The organism is Candidatus Pelagibacter bacterium nBUS_36 (assembly GCF_051201215.1).
In the GTDB taxonomy this organism is placed as follows: Bacteria; Pseudomonadota; Alphaproteobacteria; order Pelagibacterales; family Pelagibacteraceae; genus Pelagibacter.
Genome location: NZ_CP172839.1, coordinates 810,916 through 827,622, shown reverse-complemented (window position 1 = coordinate 827,622; position 16,707 = coordinate 810,916). Strand labels below are relative to the sequence as shown.

General features: G+C 30.0%; 21 protein-coding genes. 3 read left to right on the top strand and 18 right to left on the bottom strand.

Features of this window, described 5'->3' with window-relative positions:
• The 13 genes from ACIJYI_RS04530 to ACIJYI_RS04470 all read right to left on the bottom strand — a co-directional run bounded on the left by ACIJYI_RS04530 (position 1) and on the right by ACIJYI_RS04470 (position 9,903).
• Complete coding sequence (locus ACIJYI_RS04530; RefSeq protein ID WP_435113156.1) at positions 1-570, bottom strand: sulfite oxidase heme-binding subunit YedZ; 570 nt, start codon at positions 568-570, stop codon at positions 1-3.
• Positions 570-1,475, bottom strand: a complete 906-nt coding sequence (msrP, locus tag ACIJYI_RS04525) for a protein-methionine-sulfoxide reductase catalytic subunit MsrP (RefSeq protein ID WP_435113154.1) — start codon at positions 1,473-1,475, stop codon at positions 570-572. Before msrP ends, ACIJYI_RS04530 begins: the two co-directional genes overlap by 1 nt.
• A complete protein-coding gene (locus ACIJYI_RS04520) occupies positions 1,462-1,914 on the bottom strand; it encodes a molybdopterin synthase catalytic subunit (RefSeq protein ID WP_435113152.1) in 453 nt (150 codons plus the stop codon). Before ACIJYI_RS04520 ends, msrP begins: the two co-directional genes overlap by 14 nt.
• Positions 1,914-2,183, bottom strand: a complete 270-nt coding sequence (locus ACIJYI_RS04515) for a MoaD/ThiS family protein (RefSeq protein ID WP_435113150.1) — start codon at positions 2,181-2,183, stop codon at positions 1,914-1,916. Before ACIJYI_RS04515 ends, ACIJYI_RS04520 begins: the two co-directional genes overlap by 1 nt.
• Positions 2,180-2,647 carry a thioesterase family protein gene (locus tag ACIJYI_RS04510; RefSeq protein WP_435113148.1) on the bottom strand — a complete coding sequence of 156 codons (468 nt, stop codon included), beginning with the start codon at positions 2,645-2,647 and terminating at the stop codon, positions 2,180-2,182. The genes ACIJYI_RS04515 and ACIJYI_RS04510 overlap by 4 nt, the downstream gene beginning before the upstream one ends.
• 13 nt (positions 2,648-2,660) lie before the next feature.
• On the bottom strand, positions 2,661-3,206 hold the full coding sequence (gene moaC, locus ACIJYI_RS04505; RefSeq protein ID WP_435113146.1) for a cyclic pyranopterin monophosphate synthase MoaC: 546 nt from the start codon (positions 3,204-3,206) through the stop codon (positions 2,661-2,663).
• A gap of 1 nt (position 3,207) precedes the next feature.
• Positions 3,208-4,200, bottom strand: coding sequence for a GTP 3',8-cyclase MoaA (moaA, locus tag ACIJYI_RS04500; protein WP_435113144.1), 993 nt, complete (start codon positions 4,198-4,200; stop codon positions 3,208-3,210).
• Positions 4,201-4,281: 81 nt separating this feature from the next.
• Positions 4,282-4,605, bottom strand: coding sequence for a GYD domain-containing protein (locus tag ACIJYI_RS04495; protein ID WP_435113142.1), 324 nt, complete (start codon positions 4,603-4,605; stop codon positions 4,282-4,284).
• 97 nt (positions 4,606-4,702) lie between these two features.
• Positions 4,703-5,494, bottom strand: coding sequence for an ATP-binding cassette domain-containing protein (locus ACIJYI_RS04490; protein ID WP_435113140.1), 792 nt, complete (start codon positions 5,492-5,494; stop codon positions 4,703-4,705).
• Entirely contained in the window at positions 5,494-6,621 is a 1,128-nt protein-coding gene (locus ACIJYI_RS04485; protein ID WP_435113137.1) for an ABC transporter permease, read from the bottom strand. The genes ACIJYI_RS04490 and ACIJYI_RS04485 overlap by 1 nt, the downstream gene beginning before the upstream one ends.
• A 69-nt stretch (positions 6,622-6,690) precedes the next feature.
• Positions 6,691-7,614: a sugar ABC transporter substrate-binding protein gene (locus ACIJYI_RS04480; protein ID WP_435089569.1), complete on the bottom strand. Its 924-nt coding sequence runs from the start codon at positions 7,612-7,614 to the stop codon at positions 6,691-6,693.
• Between the two features lie 148 nt (positions 7,615-7,762).
• Positions 7,763-8,764: an inositol 2-dehydrogenase gene (gene iolG, locus ACIJYI_RS04475; protein WP_435113135.1), complete on the bottom strand. Its 1,002-nt coding sequence runs from the start codon at positions 8,762-8,764 to the stop codon at positions 7,763-7,765.
• The gene (locus ACIJYI_RS04470) at positions 8,761-9,903 is read right to left on the bottom strand and encodes a Gfo/Idh/MocA family protein (protein ID WP_435113133.1); all 1,143 of its coding nucleotides are present in this window, start codon (positions 9,901-9,903) and stop codon (positions 8,761-8,763) included. Before ACIJYI_RS04470 ends, iolG begins: the two co-directional genes overlap by 4 nt.
• Before the next feature lie 36 nt (positions 9,904-9,939).
• Between ACIJYI_RS04470 and iolE the strand changes: the two genes are divergently transcribed.
• Entirely contained in the window at positions 9,940-10,842 is a 903-nt protein-coding gene (gene iolE / locus ACIJYI_RS04465) for a myo-inosose-2 dehydratase (protein ID WP_435113131.1), read from the top strand.
• Here the strand turns inward: iolE and ACIJYI_RS04460 are convergent, their stop codons facing one another.
• From ACIJYI_RS04460 to ACIJYI_RS04440, 5 genes are read right to left on the bottom strand one after another with little or no spacing between them, the layout of a single operon-like run.
• Positions 10,843-11,343 carry a hypothetical protein gene (locus ACIJYI_RS04460; RefSeq protein WP_435113129.1) on the bottom strand — a complete coding sequence of 167 codons (501 nt, stop codon included), beginning with the start codon at positions 11,341-11,343 and terminating at the stop codon, positions 10,843-10,845.
• A gap of 1 nt (position 11,344) precedes the next feature.
• Positions 11,345-12,301 (bottom strand): hydroxyacid dehydrogenase, encoded by a 957-nt coding sequence (locus tag ACIJYI_RS04455; RefSeq protein WP_435113127.1) that lies wholly within the window; start codon positions 12,299-12,301, stop codon positions 11,345-11,347.
• A gap of 40 nt (positions 12,302-12,341) precedes the next feature.
• On the bottom strand, positions 12,342-13,331 hold the full coding sequence (locus tag ACIJYI_RS04450) for a phytanoyl-CoA dioxygenase family protein (protein WP_435113125.1): 990 nt from the start codon (positions 13,329-13,331) through the stop codon (positions 12,342-12,344).
• Positions 13,332-13,382: 51 nt separating this feature from the next.
• Entirely contained in the window at positions 13,383-14,252 is an 870-nt protein-coding gene (locus tag ACIJYI_RS04445; protein WP_435113123.1) for a 2OG-Fe(II) oxygenase, read from the bottom strand.
• Complete coding sequence (locus ACIJYI_RS04440) at positions 14,253-15,197, bottom strand: ketopantoate reductase family protein (RefSeq protein ID WP_435113121.1); 945 nt, start codon at positions 15,195-15,197, stop codon at positions 14,253-14,255. It abuts the gene before it with no gap.
• 86 nt (positions 15,198-15,283) lie between these two features.
• Here ACIJYI_RS04440 and ACIJYI_RS04435 point away from each other — a divergent pair, with 86 nt between their 5' ends.
• Together ACIJYI_RS04435 and ACIJYI_RS04430 are read left to right on the top strand one after the other, a co-directional pair.
• Positions 15,284-16,252: a DUF1907 domain-containing protein gene (locus tag ACIJYI_RS04435; RefSeq protein ID WP_435113119.1), complete on the top strand. Its 969-nt coding sequence runs from the start codon at positions 15,284-15,286 to the stop codon at positions 16,250-16,252.
• Between the two features lie 36 nt (positions 16,253-16,288).
• Positions 16,289-16,702 carry a MarR family transcriptional regulator gene (locus ACIJYI_RS04430; protein WP_023648238.1) on the top strand — a complete coding sequence of 138 codons (414 nt, stop codon included), beginning with the start codon at positions 16,289-16,291 and terminating at the stop codon, positions 16,700-16,702.
• Positions 16,703-16,707 lie beyond the last annotated feature (5 nt).

The window sequence follows — 16,707 nt, the reverse complement described above, 5'->3', positions numbered from 1 at the left end:
TTAAACTTTTTTGAATTTAAATCTAAATAGCAAAAGTATTAATATTATTGCCATATAAATTAATGGTTCTGTTAAATCTTTTTTAACCAACCAAATAAAGTGAACCACCCCTAATATTGCAATAATATAAATCAATCGATGAATTTTTTTCCATTTATCTTTTAATAACATCATTGCTTTTTTTGAGGAAGTTAAAGCAAGTGGTGTTAACAAAAGCCATGCTGCAAAACCAACAAAGATAAATCTTTTTGTAAAAATATCTTTTGAAATACTTTGTAAATCTAACCGATAATCAATAACGACGTATGTTAACATGTGAATTGTAGCATAAAAAAAAACAAACAATCCAAGCATACGTCTTAATGATATCCAGAAATTTAATTTTGTAATTTTTTTAAATGGTGTCATCGCTAATGTTAAAATAATAAATATTAACGTCCACTCACCAGTATGATGGGTTATTTCTTTTACAGGTTCTGGCCCAAGTTGGTTAAAAAAAATTTTATAAGTAATTATTAAAAACGGAAAAAGGCTTAAAATGAAAACACTAGGTTTTAAATATTTTTTCATTAAAAATATTTCTTTAAATCCATACCAGTATATAAACTAGCTACCTCTTCCTCATAACCATTGAACATTAAAGTTTTTACTCTAGGTGCAAATATATCATTTCCTATAATTCTCTCTGTAGCTTGCGACCATCTTGGATGATCAACATTAGGATTAACATTTGAATAAAAACCATACTCTCTGGGTGACGCCCACATCCATGAAGAAGTTGGCATTTTTTCTACTAATTTAATTTTAACAATAGCTTTCGCACTTTTAAAACCATATTTCCAAGGAACAAAAATTCTTAAAGGTGCTCCATTCTGATTTGGAAGTTTTTTATTATATAGACCAGTAACCACTGTAGTTAATGGATGCATAGCTTCATCAATTCTTAATCCTTCTTTATAAGGCCAATTTAAAACTGGATATCTTTGACCTTTCATTTGATCGGGGTCATAAATACTCTCAAATTCAACATACTTAGCTTTAGATGTTAGAGTTACTCTAGACAGTAACTTACTTAAAGAAAAACCCATCCAAGGAATTACCATCGACCATCCTTCTACACATCTAAGACGATATATTCTTTCCTCTGATACAAACATTTCTGAAATTTCTTCCATTGATATGTTAACAGGGTTTTCAATTTCACCTTCAATACTAATACTCCAAGGTTTTGTTTTAAAATTCTGGGAATTTATGTAAGGATCACTTTTAGAAGTGCCAAACTCATAATAATTATTATAGGTGGTAATATCTTTGTAGCTTGTATATTTATTTTTTTCTTCTGATAAAGCATTATCTGTAAAAGGAAGAGAAGTCATTGCAATAGAGCCAGCCGTTACACCGATCGATTTAACAAAAGATCTTCTGTTATTATAAATTTTTTCAGGTGTAATTTCTGAATATTTAATTTTTTTCATGAACTATAGGATTACCTTTTAACCAGTCGCTTTCATTATCTGTATAATGTTCTTTTTTCCAAATTGGAGACCTTTTCTTAATTTCTTCAATAATATATCTAGATAAAATATATGCTTCATCACGATGCTTACATGCAACAGCAATGACAATACTGATTTCCCCAAGGTTTAAATAACCTTTGGCATGTTCAATAAAAACTGCTTTATTTTTAATGTTTAACTTTTGATCAGCCTCGCTATAAATTTCATTAAAACTTTTTATGACAAGTTCATCATGACTATCATAAGTTATTCCAATTACACTTTTATTATTGTTTTGATTTCTAACAGTTCCAGAAAAAAAAATCGAAGCACCAAAATCAGTAGATGAAATAAAATTTTCAGCTGTTGAGATTGAAAGTTTTCTCTCTTTTATGTCTATAACTTTGGTATGCAGCATTAACCTCCTCCGATAGGAGGTATAATAGCAATTTTTTGATTTTTTGTTATTTTATAATTGTCGCTAATTATATTATTTTTATCAGAACAAAATACAGAGGAATTTACTATCTTTTTAAACTTTTCATTTCCACCGCAGTGATTATCTAAATAATCTATTATTTTACTTTTAATATCTTTAACTGTTGAATTATTCTCTATATCAAACTCCAAAGAATTGTGACTACTAAAATCTCTTGATGCACCAAATAATTCAATTTTTACTTTCATTTTTTAAGTTTTGATGAAAATTTGAGATCATCACTAATAAAACTTACTTTATTTTTTTCAATAAATTCATCCATAATTTTTATTTTTTCATTTTCAAACTCTGTGACTTTTCTAATATCTAAATCAATATATAAAGAAATCCATTCCATTGTGGCTGATAATTTTTGTGTTTTTTTTTCAATCATTTCAAGTTTTAAATGAAGTCTTTTTTTATCATGGTCAAAAAATGTTAACATTAAATCAACTTCATCATTTTCTTTTACTTCACTGATATATTGAGTATTTGTTTCTACAACCATAGTGCTTCTATTCGTGGTCTCTGCAGAATGTGATCCCATTTTAAATTGTTCCAGCATAACTTCCCAAGCTTCATCAAATATAAGAACATAATAAGCCATATTGAGATGATTGTTGTAGTCCACCCACTTATTAAGAATTTTTTGAGATTTTAAATAAACAGACATTAATGATCTTAAACTAAAATATTTCTTTTAAAAAATTAGGTAGCCCATCGGGATTTTTCCACAAACCGCTTTTCCCACCTTCTTTGATTAAGAGCTTAACATTATCAATTTTTAAATGAGGATTAACAATTTTACTTAAATCATAAATAGTTATTAAAGCAGCATTTACTCCCATAATTGCTTCCATTTCCACACCTGTTTTTGCATATGCAGACACAACACAAAAAACTTCAAGTGAACATTCTTCATCATGCATAATAATTTTAGTAGCTGTGTGGTCAATTGGTAGTGGATGACATAAAGGAATTAATTCACTAGTTTTTTTAACTCCTAAAACCGCAGAAACTTCTGCTAAAGCTATAGGGTCTCCTTTAGGCATTTCTTTATTTTTTATTAGATTAAAAACTTCTTTACCAACAAAAATTTCGCCAGAGGCTAAAGCTCGTCTGTGCGTTTCTTTTTTGGCTGAAACATCAACCATGTTAAAAGAATTTTTTTTGAAAATTTCTTCTGCCCAATCTTTTAACTCATTATTTTTTATTACTTTTAAATTCTTCATATTAACCACCAGTAGTTGATAAATTCTTTGTTAAACCAGTTTCACCTATCTCTAAATAATGAGACTCTTTCTTAAAGTTAAGCTGTTTTAAAATCAAATCTTTTAACTCTTCTAATTGACTATCTTTTTGCATTAAATGTCTAATATTTATTCCAGTGTTACCAAACAAACATAATCTTAAATCACCTTTTGCAGTTATTCTTAACCTATTACAACTTTTACAAAAATCTTCTGAGTATGGAGCAATAACACCAAATTTACCTTTAAACTTTGGATTTAAATAGTTTTTTGATGGCCCTGCATCTTTACCAAATGTTTGGATAACCCAATTGTTATTGTTTAAATAATTAATAAAGTTTTTTGCTGGAACATGATATTTATTAAAATAGTCAAGGTTATCTCCTGTTTGCATCAACTCAATATATCTAAAATCAATTTCATTATTTTTTACAAATTCAGCCCAATCATTAAAATCTTTTTCAGAGTCATTAATTCCCTTCAATAAGACAGCATTAATTTTAATATTTTTGAAATCTAAATTTTTTAGCTTTTTGATACCTTTAAGAATTTCTTCCAATCTATCATGACCAGTAATCTTTTTAAAAGTATCAGCATTTAAACTATCAATACTGATATTAATTCCATTTAGACCACTATTTTTTATATCATTTGCAATTTTGTCTAACCTATAACCATTGGTCGTTATTACAGTTTTTTTAATTCCTGAATTTTTTTTTAAAATTTTAACTATTTCAAAAAAATCTTTTCTTACTGTTGGTTCGCCACCAGTTAATCTTATTTTTGATACACCTAGCTCTGAAAGTGCTTTTGCCAATCTTCTAATTTCTTCTATATTAATAAAAGTTCTATTATCACTCTTATCAATTTTATAGCCATCTGGTAAACAGTAGCCACACTTAAAGTTGCAAACTTCTGAAATAGAAAGTCTTATGTAAGGAAATTTTCTACCGAAACTATCTTTAAGAATATTCATTTATTATATCTAACATTCTCTTACTAAATCTAAAAAGAAAAAATTCCCCTTCTTGTAATAATAAAGAAGGGGAAAAAGAAATTATTTACCAGGTTCTTTGTAGCGAGAAGCAGTTTTATTAGCAATTTTTGCAATTGTATTTAAATCTACAACCTCATGAACAGAAAAATCTGTTACAGCCCCGCTAGAAACTGCAATCATACCAGAAGCTGAAGCTTGATCAAAAGTACCCTCAACCTCTACCATGAAATCATATTCCCCTCTTAAGCCTGCGTAACCTTTGAGTTTTGCGCCAACAGATTCACAAAGTGCAGTTGTTGCAGCTTTACGATCTGTGTTAGGATTACTAACAAATCCTCCAAGACCTTTTGCGGTATATTTTCCCATAATTATAAATTTAGCCATGATCACCTCCTTTAAAAGAATAATTTAATTAGAAAAGAGATAAAACTTCAACAGATTAATTTTTTTAATAATTTTTGCTAGATTTAAAGGGTTTTTTTTAAATATTCAGTCGACCCATTTCTTTTAATTCAACTTCTAGTTTATCAAGTTCTTCACCACCTGCCATCATTCCAAGAAGATCTTCTCGACTAATATCTTTTTTGTTAAAAGTTCCTAGACTTCTACCTCTGTTTAAAACAGTAAAACTATTTCCAACTGGATAAGCGTGATGAACGTTGTGAGTAATTAGAATTACAGCTAATCCTTTTGATGCAGCTTTAACAATATATTTCAAAACCATGGATGCTTGATGAACTCCAAGTGCGGAAGTGGGTTCATCTAAAACCAAAACTTTAGCACCAAAGTATATTGCTCTTGAAATTGCTAAACACTGTCTTTCTCCTCCTGACATTGTCCCAACTGCTTGAGACGGATCTCTAACATCAATTCCTATTTGCCCCATTCTCTCAGCTGCAATTTTATTTGCTTTTTCAATATCAAAAGTTTTCAATAAAGGTAAACCTTTAAGAGGCTCTCTTCCCATAAAAAAATTCCTTGTAACACTCATTAAAGGAACTAAAGCAAGATCTTGATAGACAGTTCCAATTCCTAAATCCAAAGCGTCTTTAGGTGAATCAAAAACTGTTTTTTCACCTTCAATTACAATTTCTCCTTCATCAGGTTTATGAACGCCTGCAAGAGTTTTAATTAGTGTAGATTTTCCAGCACCATTATCTCCAAGTAAACACATGATCTCACCTTTTTTAAGTTTCATGGTGACATCTTTAAGTGCAATTACTTTGCCAAAAAATTTACTGATATTATTAAATTCAATTAAATTTTCAGACATTATTTGCTCTCTGTAACTCTTTTTCTAACATAATTATTAAACACAACTGCAATCAACATCATTGCACCTAAAAACACTTTGAACCAATCAGTATCAACATCTGTATAAAATATTCCCATTGAAACTGTTCCAAAAATTAAAGCACCAAAAGCTGCACCTATTGCAGATCCATAACCTCCAGTTAACAAACAGCCCCCAACAACTGCAGCAGCAATTGCTTCTAATTCTTTTAAATTTCCTCTCATCGTGTCTGCTGATCCTGCATCTAAAACTTGAATTGTTGCAAAAATTGTTGACGCAATAGCAGTTCCTATAAATAAACTAATTTTTACTCTACCAACTGGAACACCTACATTTGTTGCTCCATTTTTATCTCCACCTGAAGCAAAGATCCAATTACCATATCTTGTTTTCATTAAAATCCACGTTGCAAACAGTGTTGCAGCAATAAACCAAATCACTGAAGGAGGTATTCCTGTTGCCAATGGAGTTCCATCTGTTCTAAGTGTAATTAAGTTCATTGAACCTAGCCAATTAAATAACCAAGTAAATGTATCAGTTGCAAAGATCCATGCTATTGGATCATTCTCAATTAAAACTCTTAAACCTGGAACCTGTGTTCTTCCAGTAATTAATCTTGTTAAAGCTAATGTTGCTCCTCTTAAAATAAACAACATTGCAAGAGTTACAATAAATGAAGGAAGACCAGTTCTAACAACTAGAATTCCATTAAAATATCCAACAAGTACAGCCATTGCAAAAGCAAATATAATACTTGTCCATAAAGGCCATCCCCAATAGATAGCAGGAATTGCAATACAAATTCCAGCAAAACCAATCATTGATCCAATTGATAAATCAAATTCACCACCAATCATTAGCATTGCTGCAGCAATTGCAATAATTCCTAGATTTGCAGATACATCTAAAAAGTTAAGCATACCGTATGCACTAAACATTCCAGTATCACCAGCTACTATTCCAAAAAATATAAATACTAATATTGCACCACCTAGTGCACCTAGTTCTGGTCTATTTAAAAGTAGCCTTAACTTAGAGACTTGTTGAAGTCTTTCATCTTGACCTGAGCTTTTTTTTGAGGCTATACTTTTTGCTTTATCTGACATTAATTTTTTTGAATTTTTATTAAAAAAAAGGCCCAACTAAAAACTTAGTTAGGCCTTTTAAATTATTTATTATCTGTAACCTTGAGCCGCCCACTTAATTACTTTAGCAGCATTAGCAGGAGTTACAAAACCAGGACCAGTCATTACTACACCAGCTGGCATTGTTCCGTATCTCATGTACTGACCAAAGATAGCTATTGGTAGGTAACCTTGTAGGTATTGTTGTTGGTCAATTAAAAACTCTACTTTACCTGCAGCAGCAGCTTTTAACATTCCTGGTGACATATCAAATGTACCAAGTTTTACACTACCAACTTTTCCAGCAGACTCTAAAGCTTTAAGAGCAGCTTCACCTGCAAGACCAGCGCCTAAAGTAAGGATAGTGTCATATCCACCACCTAATTTAGCAGCAACAGCTTTTTGAATTTCTGTTGGGTCATTAGAAGTTCCTAAGATATCAACTGATCCACCAAATCCTTTTTTGAATCCAGCACATCTTCTGTCTAGTGCAACGTTTCCAACTTCGTGGTTAACACATAGTGCTTTTTTACCACCAGCAGCTTTCATTTTTTGTCCGCCACCTACACCAGCTTCAAACTCAGTTTGTCCAACGTGAGCAGAAATACCTAGTGATGCAAAGTCATCTGAACCAGAGTTCATCGAAATTACTGGGATACCAGCAGCGATTGCAGCTTTAACTGATTTTCCTAAAGCAGCAGCATCTGGAAGAGTAATCACAATACCTTTTGGTTTTTGTGAAACTGCGTTGTCAATTAATTTAGACATTTCAACCATGTCGAAAGTAGCTGGCGCAGTGTATTTGCAAGATATTTTCATATCTGCACAACCTTTGTCTACACCATTCTTAGCAACAGACCAAAACGGGTCATTAGCTTGTCCGTGAGATACAACAATCACGTCTACTGCAAAAGCAGACACTGAAAGCATAACCCAAGCAGCAAAAGCTAAAATAGATTTGTACAATGTATTCATTTATTTTCCCTCTTGTTAATAAAAGTTAACTTTTTTATGCGCGGAAGTTAGCATAAAGAAAACATAGTTGTCAAAGATCTCAATCAAAATATGTATAAATACTATACATAGTTTATAAGTGTTTTAATTTTACAATTAAAAGTTGTAATTAAAACTGTATTTTAATTTGTTTTTTTTCTTTAAGTGAGGCTGAGGCAGCATTCGCAATTATTAATGCTCTTCGCCCATCCTCAAAACTTGAGATAGGCTGTTTTCTTTTTATTGTATAAGATGCTAATTCATCAAGCTGTAATTTGTAAGCATCAACATATCTATCAATAAAAAAATTTAATAAAGGTTTTTTTTGAGACGTACTATTTTTGGTAAAAGTTTGTGTTTCATTTTCGTTTTTATTGCCAGATATCAACATTCCATTAGATCCAAATAATTCCACTCTTTGATCATATCCAAAACTACAATGTCTTGAGTTAGTAATTATACATTGAACTCCATTTTTTGACTTAAGTATGCAAGATGCTAATTCGTAATCTTTAATTTTATTAAATCTTTTATCCGAAACATTACTTCCAATTGAATAAATTGAGTCTACCTCATCATTTTGTAAATAAAATCTAATTAAATCAAAGTCATGGATCATCATGTCTTTAAAAATTCCGCCAGAAACTTTTAAATAGTTAATAGGAGGGGGTGCTGGATCTCGACTTGTAATAATTATTTTTTCAAGTTTACCAATAGTTCCTTTTTGTAAATCTTTTTTTAAAGAGTTGTGGCCTGGATCATATCTTCTATTAAAACCAAGTTGTATTTTTGGATTAAATTTTTTAATATTTTTTTTACAAATATTTACTTTTTTTATATCTAGATCTAAGGGCTTTTCACAAAAAACCACTTTTTTATATTTGGTTGCTTCATTGATTAAATTTATATGAGTAGGGGTGCTTGACGCAATAAAAACAACATCAATATTTTTGTCTTTAAATGCTATTTTTGGATTATCAATTGAAATAGTATTAAATTTTCTGGAAATTTTTTTTGATAAGTTTTTATCAATATCAAAAGTATATTTTAAATTGAATTTTTTATGAGCATGCAAATTTTCACCATGCATTTGTCCAATTCTACCCAAACCAAATAATGCAACATTTATCATAATTTAATCCATCTTTTTTTTTTAGAAGATATTTTACATGCATCAATAAATTTTGCAGTTTCAAACCCTTCATCTTCATTTGGATAAAGAAATTTATTTTTTGATTTGCTTTTGAGTGATTTAGCAAACTCTTTATAAATGTTTGCAAAAGCATCTAGATAGCCTTCTGGATGTCCATATTTTATTCTAGAAAAATTTTTAGAATATTTAGCCTCATGAAAACCTCTTTCTAGTAATCTTACAGCTCCTTTTGCTGGATTTAATCTTAAATAACCAGGATCATTTTGTATCCATTCGAGACTTCCTTTTTCTCCAAATAGTCTTACTCTTAATCCGTACACCCCACCTTTAGCACTTACACTTGTCCACAAAATTCCTTTTGCGTTGTTGTTAAAGTCAATCATAACTTGTGCATTATCATCCATTTTAATATCTTTTGATATTTGTTTTATATCAGCAAATATTGATCTCGCTTTTAATCCAGAAATATAAATAGCTAAGTGATATGCGTGACTTCCAATTTCATTTAAAACAGAAGAAGTACCAACAATATTTTTTTGTAATTTCCATGAAAGAATTTTTTTTGAATTATTCTTAGTTATTTTATTTCCGTCAGCCCAGTCTTGAATATACTCAACGTTAATATAATTAACTTTTCCAATTTTGCCTTTTGCAACTAAACTTTTAGCTTCTCTCACCATTGGGTAAGCAGAATAATTATGAGTTAAAGCATATTTAATTTTTTTATTTGATTTAATCTTTTTAAATAAACTTTTTGCTTGTTTTAAGTTTCCAGCAAATGGTTTGTCTGAAATTATATTTATATTTTTATTAATAAAAGTTTCAGCTATGTTTTGATGACTTCCAGGTGGGGTCATGATTGAAACAACATCAATTCCATCTGTTCTTTTTGCCTCTATATCGGCCATTTCCTTATAATTTGAATAACATCTATTTTTATCAATGCCTAAGCTTTGACCAAATTTAGATGAATTTTTAGAGTTTCTTGAAAAAACACCTGATACAATTTCATACTGGTTATCAAATCTTGCTGCAATTCTATGTACATGACCAATCCAAGATCCAGATCCACCACCAACTATTCCAAGTTTAATTTTTTTACCTTTTAATTTGGTCATAATTTAATAATTTACCTTAACAAAATTTTAAAAATTATGACAGTTAAATTAGGAATAGCGCCCATAGCTTGGAGCAATGATGACATGCCAGAGTTAGGTGGAGATACTCCGCTTGAACAATGTTTGTCTGAGGCTAATGAAGCTGGTTTTATAGGAATAGAATCGGGTGGAAAGTTTCCAAAATACTCCAAAGATCTTTTACCATTATTAAAAAAACACAACCTTAACTTATGTTCAGGATGGTATGGCGCAAATCTTAGAACCAACTCCGTTAAAGAGGAGATAGATCTAATTCAAGATCAACTCACTCTTTTTAAAGATTGTAATTCACCTTGCATGGTTTTTGCTGAGGTGAGTGGTTCGGTGCAAGGAGATCCAAATAAAAGATTATCAGAAAGACCACAAATGGATTTAGAAGAAAGTAAATCTTTTTATAAAAAATTATCTGAAATAGCTAAGTATTTAGAGGATAAAGGTATGCCTCTAGCTTATCATCATCACATGGGTACAGTAATTGAAACTCATGAAGATACAGAAAAGTTATTAGAAAATACTAATGATAGTGTGAAATTAACTTTAGACACTGGACATATGTTGTTTGCCCAGGGAAATTCGAAGAAAATTTTAGAAGATTTTAGCAGTCGCATAATTCATATTCACTGTAAAGATATTAGAAAAAATGTTTTAGAAAATTCTTTAGAAAACGATTTAAGTTTTAGAGGTGCTTTTTTAGAAGGTGCTTTTACAGTACCGGGTGACGGTTGTATCGATTACAAGCCTTTGTTTGATATCTTGAAAACTAAAGATTATTCTGGATGGCTAGTAGTTGAGGCAGAACAGGATCCAGCAAAAGCAAATCCTTTTGACTACGCAAAAATTGGGTATAAATATTTAACTGAAACTTTAAAAAGTAGTAATATTGAAATTTTTAAAAATTAACTATCTATAAATAGAAGTTAATTCATTATTTCCAGCTGCAACGCATGGTGATTTAAAGCATGTGCCAATAATCCATTCCGATCCAGGATCTGGTAAAAAATTTGATGACATTACAAAAATTACTCCCATCTCAACAGATTGGCCGGCTTTACCTTCAGCTTTAATTCTTGGATCTGGGTCAGTTCTTACTGTGGTGTCTTCTGAAAAAGGATTTTCAATATTAAGATTTTTATTGATATAGTTTACTACTTTTTCAGCTACCCATTCTCCGTTACAAGGGTCACCCCAAATTGTAGATTTTCCCTCATCGTTATTTCCACAATTATTGATTTCATCATTAATTAAATTAACAACTTTATTGTGATTATCTTTAACGAGGTTTGCTCTCGCTTCTACAGCAGGTCTGGTACTTACAGTCCAAATTAACATTCCAACAACGAAGATTGCTGAAAGTGAAACCAAAACCTCCAAAAAACCAAAATTTTTTAAATTAATTTTCATATTATAATTTAACGATTTTAGACTTTTCTAACTTTTCATCAAAAAAATCAATAATATTTTGTACTGTTTCTTTACCCATCCTAGTCATACATTCTTCTGTAAATGCTGCTGTGTGTGGACTTAAAAAAACTTTATCATTTTGAAGTAGTGGATTACTAGATTCTGGCGGTTCAGTTTCAAAAACATCTAAACCTGCCCCAAAAATTAATTCTTCTTTCAAAGCTCTATCTAAATCTGTTTCATTAACAATTCCGCCTCTAGCAGCATTGATGATGATGCAATTATTTTTCATAGTTTTGAGTAAATCATAATTGATTATATTTTTAGTTTTATCATTTAATGGTATATGAAGAGAAATTGCATCCATGTCCTTACAGGCGTCTTCCATATTTTCAACTTTGATGCCACCTAACTTTTCAATAACATCTTTTGAAATAAAAGGATCGTAAACAAAAACTTTCATTTCAAATCCCAGACATCTTTTGATTAAAGCTTGACCAATTCTGCCAAACCCAGCAATTAATATATTTTTACTCCAAAGCTCAACAGTCTTGGGTAGTTTATTTCTATCACTAAATTTTCCATTTTTAACTGTATCATCATACATGTTTTTTCTTTTAGAAATATTAAGCAACATGAACATTACATGCTCAGCCACAGCCACTGCATTTGCTGTAGCTGTAATCGCAAGAGTTAAATTATTTTTTTTAGAAGACTCCAAATCAATATTGTCATAACCAACACCATGTCTTGAAATAATCTTTAAATTTTTTGCTGCTTCAATTACGTCACTAGTTAATTTTGCTGTTCTAATTGATGCACCGTCACAGTCTTTAATTTTAGATTTAAGAAATTCCGGATCAACATTTTCAACGACCTCAAATTCATAATTTGGATTACTTTCAAGTAATTTGATACCAGCTTCATGGATAGGCTGTATTACTAAAATTTTTTTCATAAACTCTTATACACAAATATTAATTTTAAAAAATATTTTTTTAGAAATTTATCAACTCAGATAAATCTCTTTTATTGTTTTTGAATGTAGGCAAGGGATATTTAAAGGCATATTTTCTTGGTATGCATTTTTCTTTAGCTTTTTCCCACAGTACAAGCCACTGTTTAAAGTTTGAAACAGTAATATTTTTTTTATTTTTACTTCTAACGTAGAAGCTCGGTAAAGGTTCACGGCCAGAAGTTTGCCCTGCTTTGTTATATCTTAGATCAGCACTTATTCTAAATTTATTAGATTTATTTGGAATAGAACAATGTGGAGAATGTCTGTGAAGTAAAATTATATCTCCTATATCTGCTTCTAAATAGATAACTTTTTTTGAATTAAGTAAGTTAGAGTTTTTTATCTCAACTTGTCCTCTGTAACCTGAGTGGTGATTTAATAACCCTAATTTATTTACTCCTGGTGTAGTAATCATACAGCCATTTTTTTTAGTAGTTTTAGTGAAAGGTATCCATACAGTCACTAATTCAGTTTTTTTTTGTCCTTTAGTTGACAATACAGCAGCATCCTGATGCCATGGAGTTCTGCCACTTAAACCATCATAAATTGATTTTTTAGGTAATGTTTTTTCTGGTTGTTTAATTCTTGTATTTTGAACTGGATTAGAAAGAATTTCAGGTCCCAAAATTTTTTCAACAGCATTAAGTATTTTTTTGTGCTTTATTAAATTCCATAAAGAATTTGTTGCAAAATAATCACTATCTTTTTTTACATGATCCCTCGGTAATCGAGTATTAAAATATTGGTCAAGATCAAATATATTGAGCGTTGAAACAAACTTGTATTTATTTTCAAATTTAAATTTTAAAGCTTTTGTTTTTTTAAGTTTTGGAGAAAATTTATGGATTAGTCTATCCATTACAAACTCCATGTCATTTAAAATGGGTTTTAGATCATTATCAAAATTTAAAACATTTTTTACAACAAGGTACCCCTGTTCTTCAAATTTTTTTTTAGTTAAAGATTGCATTTTAATAATTCATAAACCTTAAGAGAAAAATTTTCTCTCTTCAACCTTGTATTAATTTGCAGCTGGAATTGTAAGATAGTTTGCGTCATGAAAAGATGTTAGCATTTTCTTTTTATTCTTAATTATATGAGGATAATAGGGGATATTTTTGAATTTCCAGATTACAGGCTTATTTAAAGCATAACTTCCATAAATAAAAAACCTTTTAGGACAATTTTTTTCAATGAATCTTTTAACTCCATGGTAGGAATTAGGAGTTGATTGAAAAAAAACTGCTGTTCCTTGTTTAGGTGTAAATTCTTTGACAATATCAAGTTCATTAATCTTTGGGAATCTTTTAAAACTTTTTCTAATATTTTTTTTTGTCTTTTTTTTATAAATGGTAAGTGACCCACCGTTTTTTTTAGGAATGTCTGTTAAGTAAATTAAAAAATTATATAATCTAGTAATATCATCTCTATGTGGCCTCAATCTATAACCACCTTTTGAAACTGAAAAATCTATATCTAAATTTACTTTAGGATTTGAATAATTATTTCCAAGCATTTTTTGAAGCTCACTGGAGTTTAATTTTTTCTTAATTGTAAATTTTTTTGTATTAAATATTTCTGGAAGATTGGAGTTCTCCCACGAACCATTTTTAAATTTTTTTTTAAACATGTTTTCAATTTTTTTATAGAAAGACTTGCTATTAAAAAGTTTAAAGATTTTTTTTGAAATTTTTGAATTTTGAATATATTTGTCAAAATTTTTTGAGCCTTTATTTATACGGCTTCTTCCACCCATGATCATATCATCAAAAGATTTGGAACTACTGATTTCTTTGATTAATGTTTTACAAATATTTTTAGGAATAATATTGTTACCTATTAAAACTGGAAAATTACTTTTTATTTTTTTCAATTTTTCAATTTTTAGCATCTAGCTATACATTCCCTCCTTAACTTTAATCATTTTGTACATTAAGTCGTTTAAAGGTGTTTTTATTCCATGTTTTTTTCCAAGACTTGATACAACACCACTTATAAAATCAATTTCAGTTTTTCTTTTATATTGTATATCAAAAGCCATTGATGATTTATTTGTTTGGTTAGAGTCTACAATTTTATTGAACATAAAAAGGCATTCATCTTCAGATACTTCAACCCCATCTGCTAAAGCTACTTTTCTTGTCTCTAATATAATTTCTTTACCAAGTCCTCGTGAAACATCTTTTGCACTATTATTAATGTAAAGATCTGTGTGATGTAGATCAAATATTGCAGATAAAGGGCCAATTGCTGTTAATGCAAAAAGTTTCATCCATTTTCTTTTTTTCACATCGTCTGCTGCTATAGTTTCAAGATTATATGCAGTGAAAGTGTCAGCCACATCTTTAACTCTTTCACTCATTCCACCCTCGTATTCTCCTATCCACGAAGGTAAAGCAGCGTGGTTCATTATATGACCAGGCCCCAATATATTGGAAGCTTGAGTTGTTGTACCACCTAATACTTTTTCAGCACCAACAATTTTTTGCATAATTGCTTCGTGACCAAATCCATTTTGGAAGGACATAAAAACAGTTTTTTCACCAATGATATTTTTAACACTATTAAGAGCTGGCTCTAAAACAGTTGCTTTACACATTACTATTACCGCATCAACAACACCTACAGATGATGGATCAGTTGTTGCTTTAACTTTAATAAATCTGTCTCCACCAAAGCCATCCATTTTAAGACCATTTTTATTTATTGCTTCTACATGTTCTTTCCAAACATCTATTAGGATTACATTTAGTCCTTTTTCTGCTAACAAGCCTCCAAACAAACAACCCATTGCACCAGCACCTAAAACAGCAACTTTTAAATCTTTATTTATCATTAAACCTTTTTTAAATTAATTTATGTATAGATATTATATATATTATCTATAGACATTATACAAAATAAATTATAGCTTAATTAAAAATGCAATTAAAAATAGAAAAATCAAAATTTAAAGAATATTCATTAGATAAAATCTCTGAAGCTTTGCAAAAAGGATTGTCTGATAATTATAAAGTTGCTGAGGTAACTATAGCTGACTGCCCAAATTTAAGGGATTGGGGTTGTCCATCTGAAGGTATAAGCGGTAATCAAAAAATTATAGATGTTGGTGGAGAACCTTATATGCATGATCCTAAATTCATTGGTGCTGAATTTGATTATGAAGAAATTTCTAAAATAATTGGATCAGAAAAAAGTTATGCTTTGGGTGCTGGATCAGGTGCCATGTCTTGTTTGGATGGTCATTGTGGTGAATTAGTAATTAATGAAAATTTAATTACTTCTGAGTCAAAATCAATTATTGCTCGAGTTGGTGCTAACAAAGAATGTATTGCTGAAAAATATACAGCCAGAAAACATGGTGGCTTAGGGAACGTTTTTTATACTGATGGAGCTACAGGAAAAGTTATCAAAATTAAAATAAAAGGAAGATCTGGAGAGCAGGGCTCTCTAACTCAAGCAATGAGAAAAGCTTTGTCAGACAATTTAAAAATTGAAGGTAATGATCATGTTGCTTTAGCGGGCGTTTTTAGAATATTAAAAGGAAAGATTAAATCACATGTTCAGCCTGATTACACTGATATTAAACATGAATATTATGACCCTGAACAAATGAAGTGTGTAAAAGATTTTTTACAATTTTATGAACCTGTTGGACCAGAGCTACAAGGTTACAGCGTACTTTGGACGGGTGATCCAACCGGAGGAGATCTTAATTTAAGAGAATCTGGCGAACACACTCATTTTCACTCTTATACAAAAAAAAATACTGCTGGCCACTATCACTTTGATGTAACACCAGATGAAATAGAGTACGAAGGGTATTTTAATACTGCAGAAGAAGTGCACAGAGTTAACAATATATATAAAGAATTAAGCAATAAAAAATAATATTAATTTAACTTTCTTTAAGATAACATTTGACTGATGAAGAGACAATTTAAGTATCCTAAGCATTTTGAGGAACAAAAAAAAATTCCAAAAATTACTCAAAAAAGAATTAAATTAGCTGAGGTGTCACTTGGTGACTTCGAGGGAAGATTGGAAAATGAATTACTTAATTGGTTCTCATTGACTCCACAACATTGGATTATGTTACATATGGTAATGCTTGCTTATTATAAAAATAAATCAATTACTAAAAATGAATTATTAAAAGTTATTGAAAAATCTTACTTAACCTCAAACGTTTATATCGATACTGCTATTAAAAAAGGTTTTTTTAGAATCATAAGAAATGAAAAAGACAAAAGATCTATCTTTATTTTACCATCTGTAATTACAATAAAAACTTTTGAAGGGTTTATTGATAGAAGAGATATTCTTTATAAAGGGATATAATAAAT

Bases quoted from the DNA above. Each gene is read 5' to 3' on its own strand.
- ACIJYI_RS04530 (WP_435113156.1), bottom strand. From the start codon at position 570: ATGAAAAAATATTTAAAACCTAGTGTTTTCATTTTAAGCCTTTTTCCG.
- msrP (WP_435113154.1), bottom strand. From the start codon at position 1,475: ATGAAAAAAATTAAATATTCAGAAATTACACCTGAAAAAATTTATAAT.
- ACIJYI_RS04520 (WP_435113152.1), bottom strand. From the start codon at position 1,914: ATGCTGCATACCAAAGTTATAGACATAAAAGAGAGAAAACTTTCAATC.
- ACIJYI_RS04515 (WP_435113150.1), bottom strand. From the start codon at position 2,183: ATGAAAGTAAAAATTGAATTATTTGGTGCATCAAGAGATTTTAGTAGT.
- ACIJYI_RS04510 (WP_435113148.1), bottom strand. From the start codon at position 2,647: ATGTCTGTTTATTTAAAATCTCAAAAAATTCTTAATAAGTGGGTGGAC.
- moaC (WP_435113146.1), bottom strand. From the start codon at position 3,206: ATGAAGAATTTAAAAGTAATAAAAAATAATGAGTTAAAAGATTGGGCA.
- moaA (WP_435113144.1), bottom strand. From the start codon at position 4,200: ATGAATATTCTTAAAGATAGTTTCGGTAGAAAATTTCCTTACATAAGA.
- ACIJYI_RS04495 (WP_435113142.1), bottom strand. From the start codon at position 4,605: ATGGCTAAATTTATAATTATGGGAAAATATACCGCAAAAGGTCTTGGA.
- ACIJYI_RS04490 (WP_435113140.1), bottom strand. From the start codon at position 5,494: ATGTCTGAAAATTTAATTGAATTTAATAATATCAGTAAATTTTTTGGC.
- ACIJYI_RS04485 (WP_435113137.1), bottom strand. From the start codon at position 6,621: ATGTCAGATAAAGCAAAAAGTATAGCCTCAAAAAAAAGCTCAGGTCAA.
- ACIJYI_RS04480 (WP_435089569.1), bottom strand. From the start codon at position 7,614: ATGAATACATTGTACAAATCTATTTTAGCTTTTGCTGCTTGGGTTATG.
- iolG (WP_435113135.1), bottom strand. From the start codon at position 8,764: ATGATAAATGTTGCATTATTTGGTTTGGGTAGAATTGGACAAATGCAT.
- ACIJYI_RS04470 (WP_435113133.1), bottom strand. From the start codon at position 9,903: ATGACCAAATTAAAAGGTAAAAAAATTAAACTTGGAATAGTTGGTGGT.
- iolE (WP_435113131.1), top strand. From the start codon at position 9,940: ATGACAGTTAAATTAGGAATAGCGCCCATAGCTTGGAGCAATGATGAC.
- ACIJYI_RS04460 (WP_435113129.1), bottom strand. From the start codon at position 11,343: ATGAAAATTAATTTAAAAAATTTTGGTTTTTTGGAGGTTTTGGTTTCA.
- ACIJYI_RS04455 (WP_435113127.1), bottom strand. From the start codon at position 12,301: ATGAAAAAAATTTTAGTAATACAGCCTATCCATGAAGCTGGTATCAAA.
- ACIJYI_RS04450 (WP_435113125.1), bottom strand. From the start codon at position 13,331: ATGCAATCTTTAACTAAAAAAAAATTTGAAGAACAGGGGTACCTTGTT.
- ACIJYI_RS04445 (WP_435113123.1), bottom strand. From the start codon at position 14,252: ATGCTAAAAATTGAAAAATTGAAAAAAATAAAAAGTAATTTTCCAGTT.
- ACIJYI_RS04440 (WP_435113121.1), bottom strand. From the start codon at position 15,197: ATGATAAATAAAGATTTAAAAGTTGCTGTTTTAGGTGCTGGTGCAATG.
- ACIJYI_RS04435 (WP_435113119.1), top strand. From the start codon at position 15,284: ATGCAATTAAAAATAGAAAAATCAAAATTTAAAGAATATTCATTAGAT.
- ACIJYI_RS04430 (WP_023648238.1), top strand. From the start codon at position 16,289: ATGAAGAGACAATTTAAGTATCCTAAGCATTTTGAGGAACAAAAAAAA.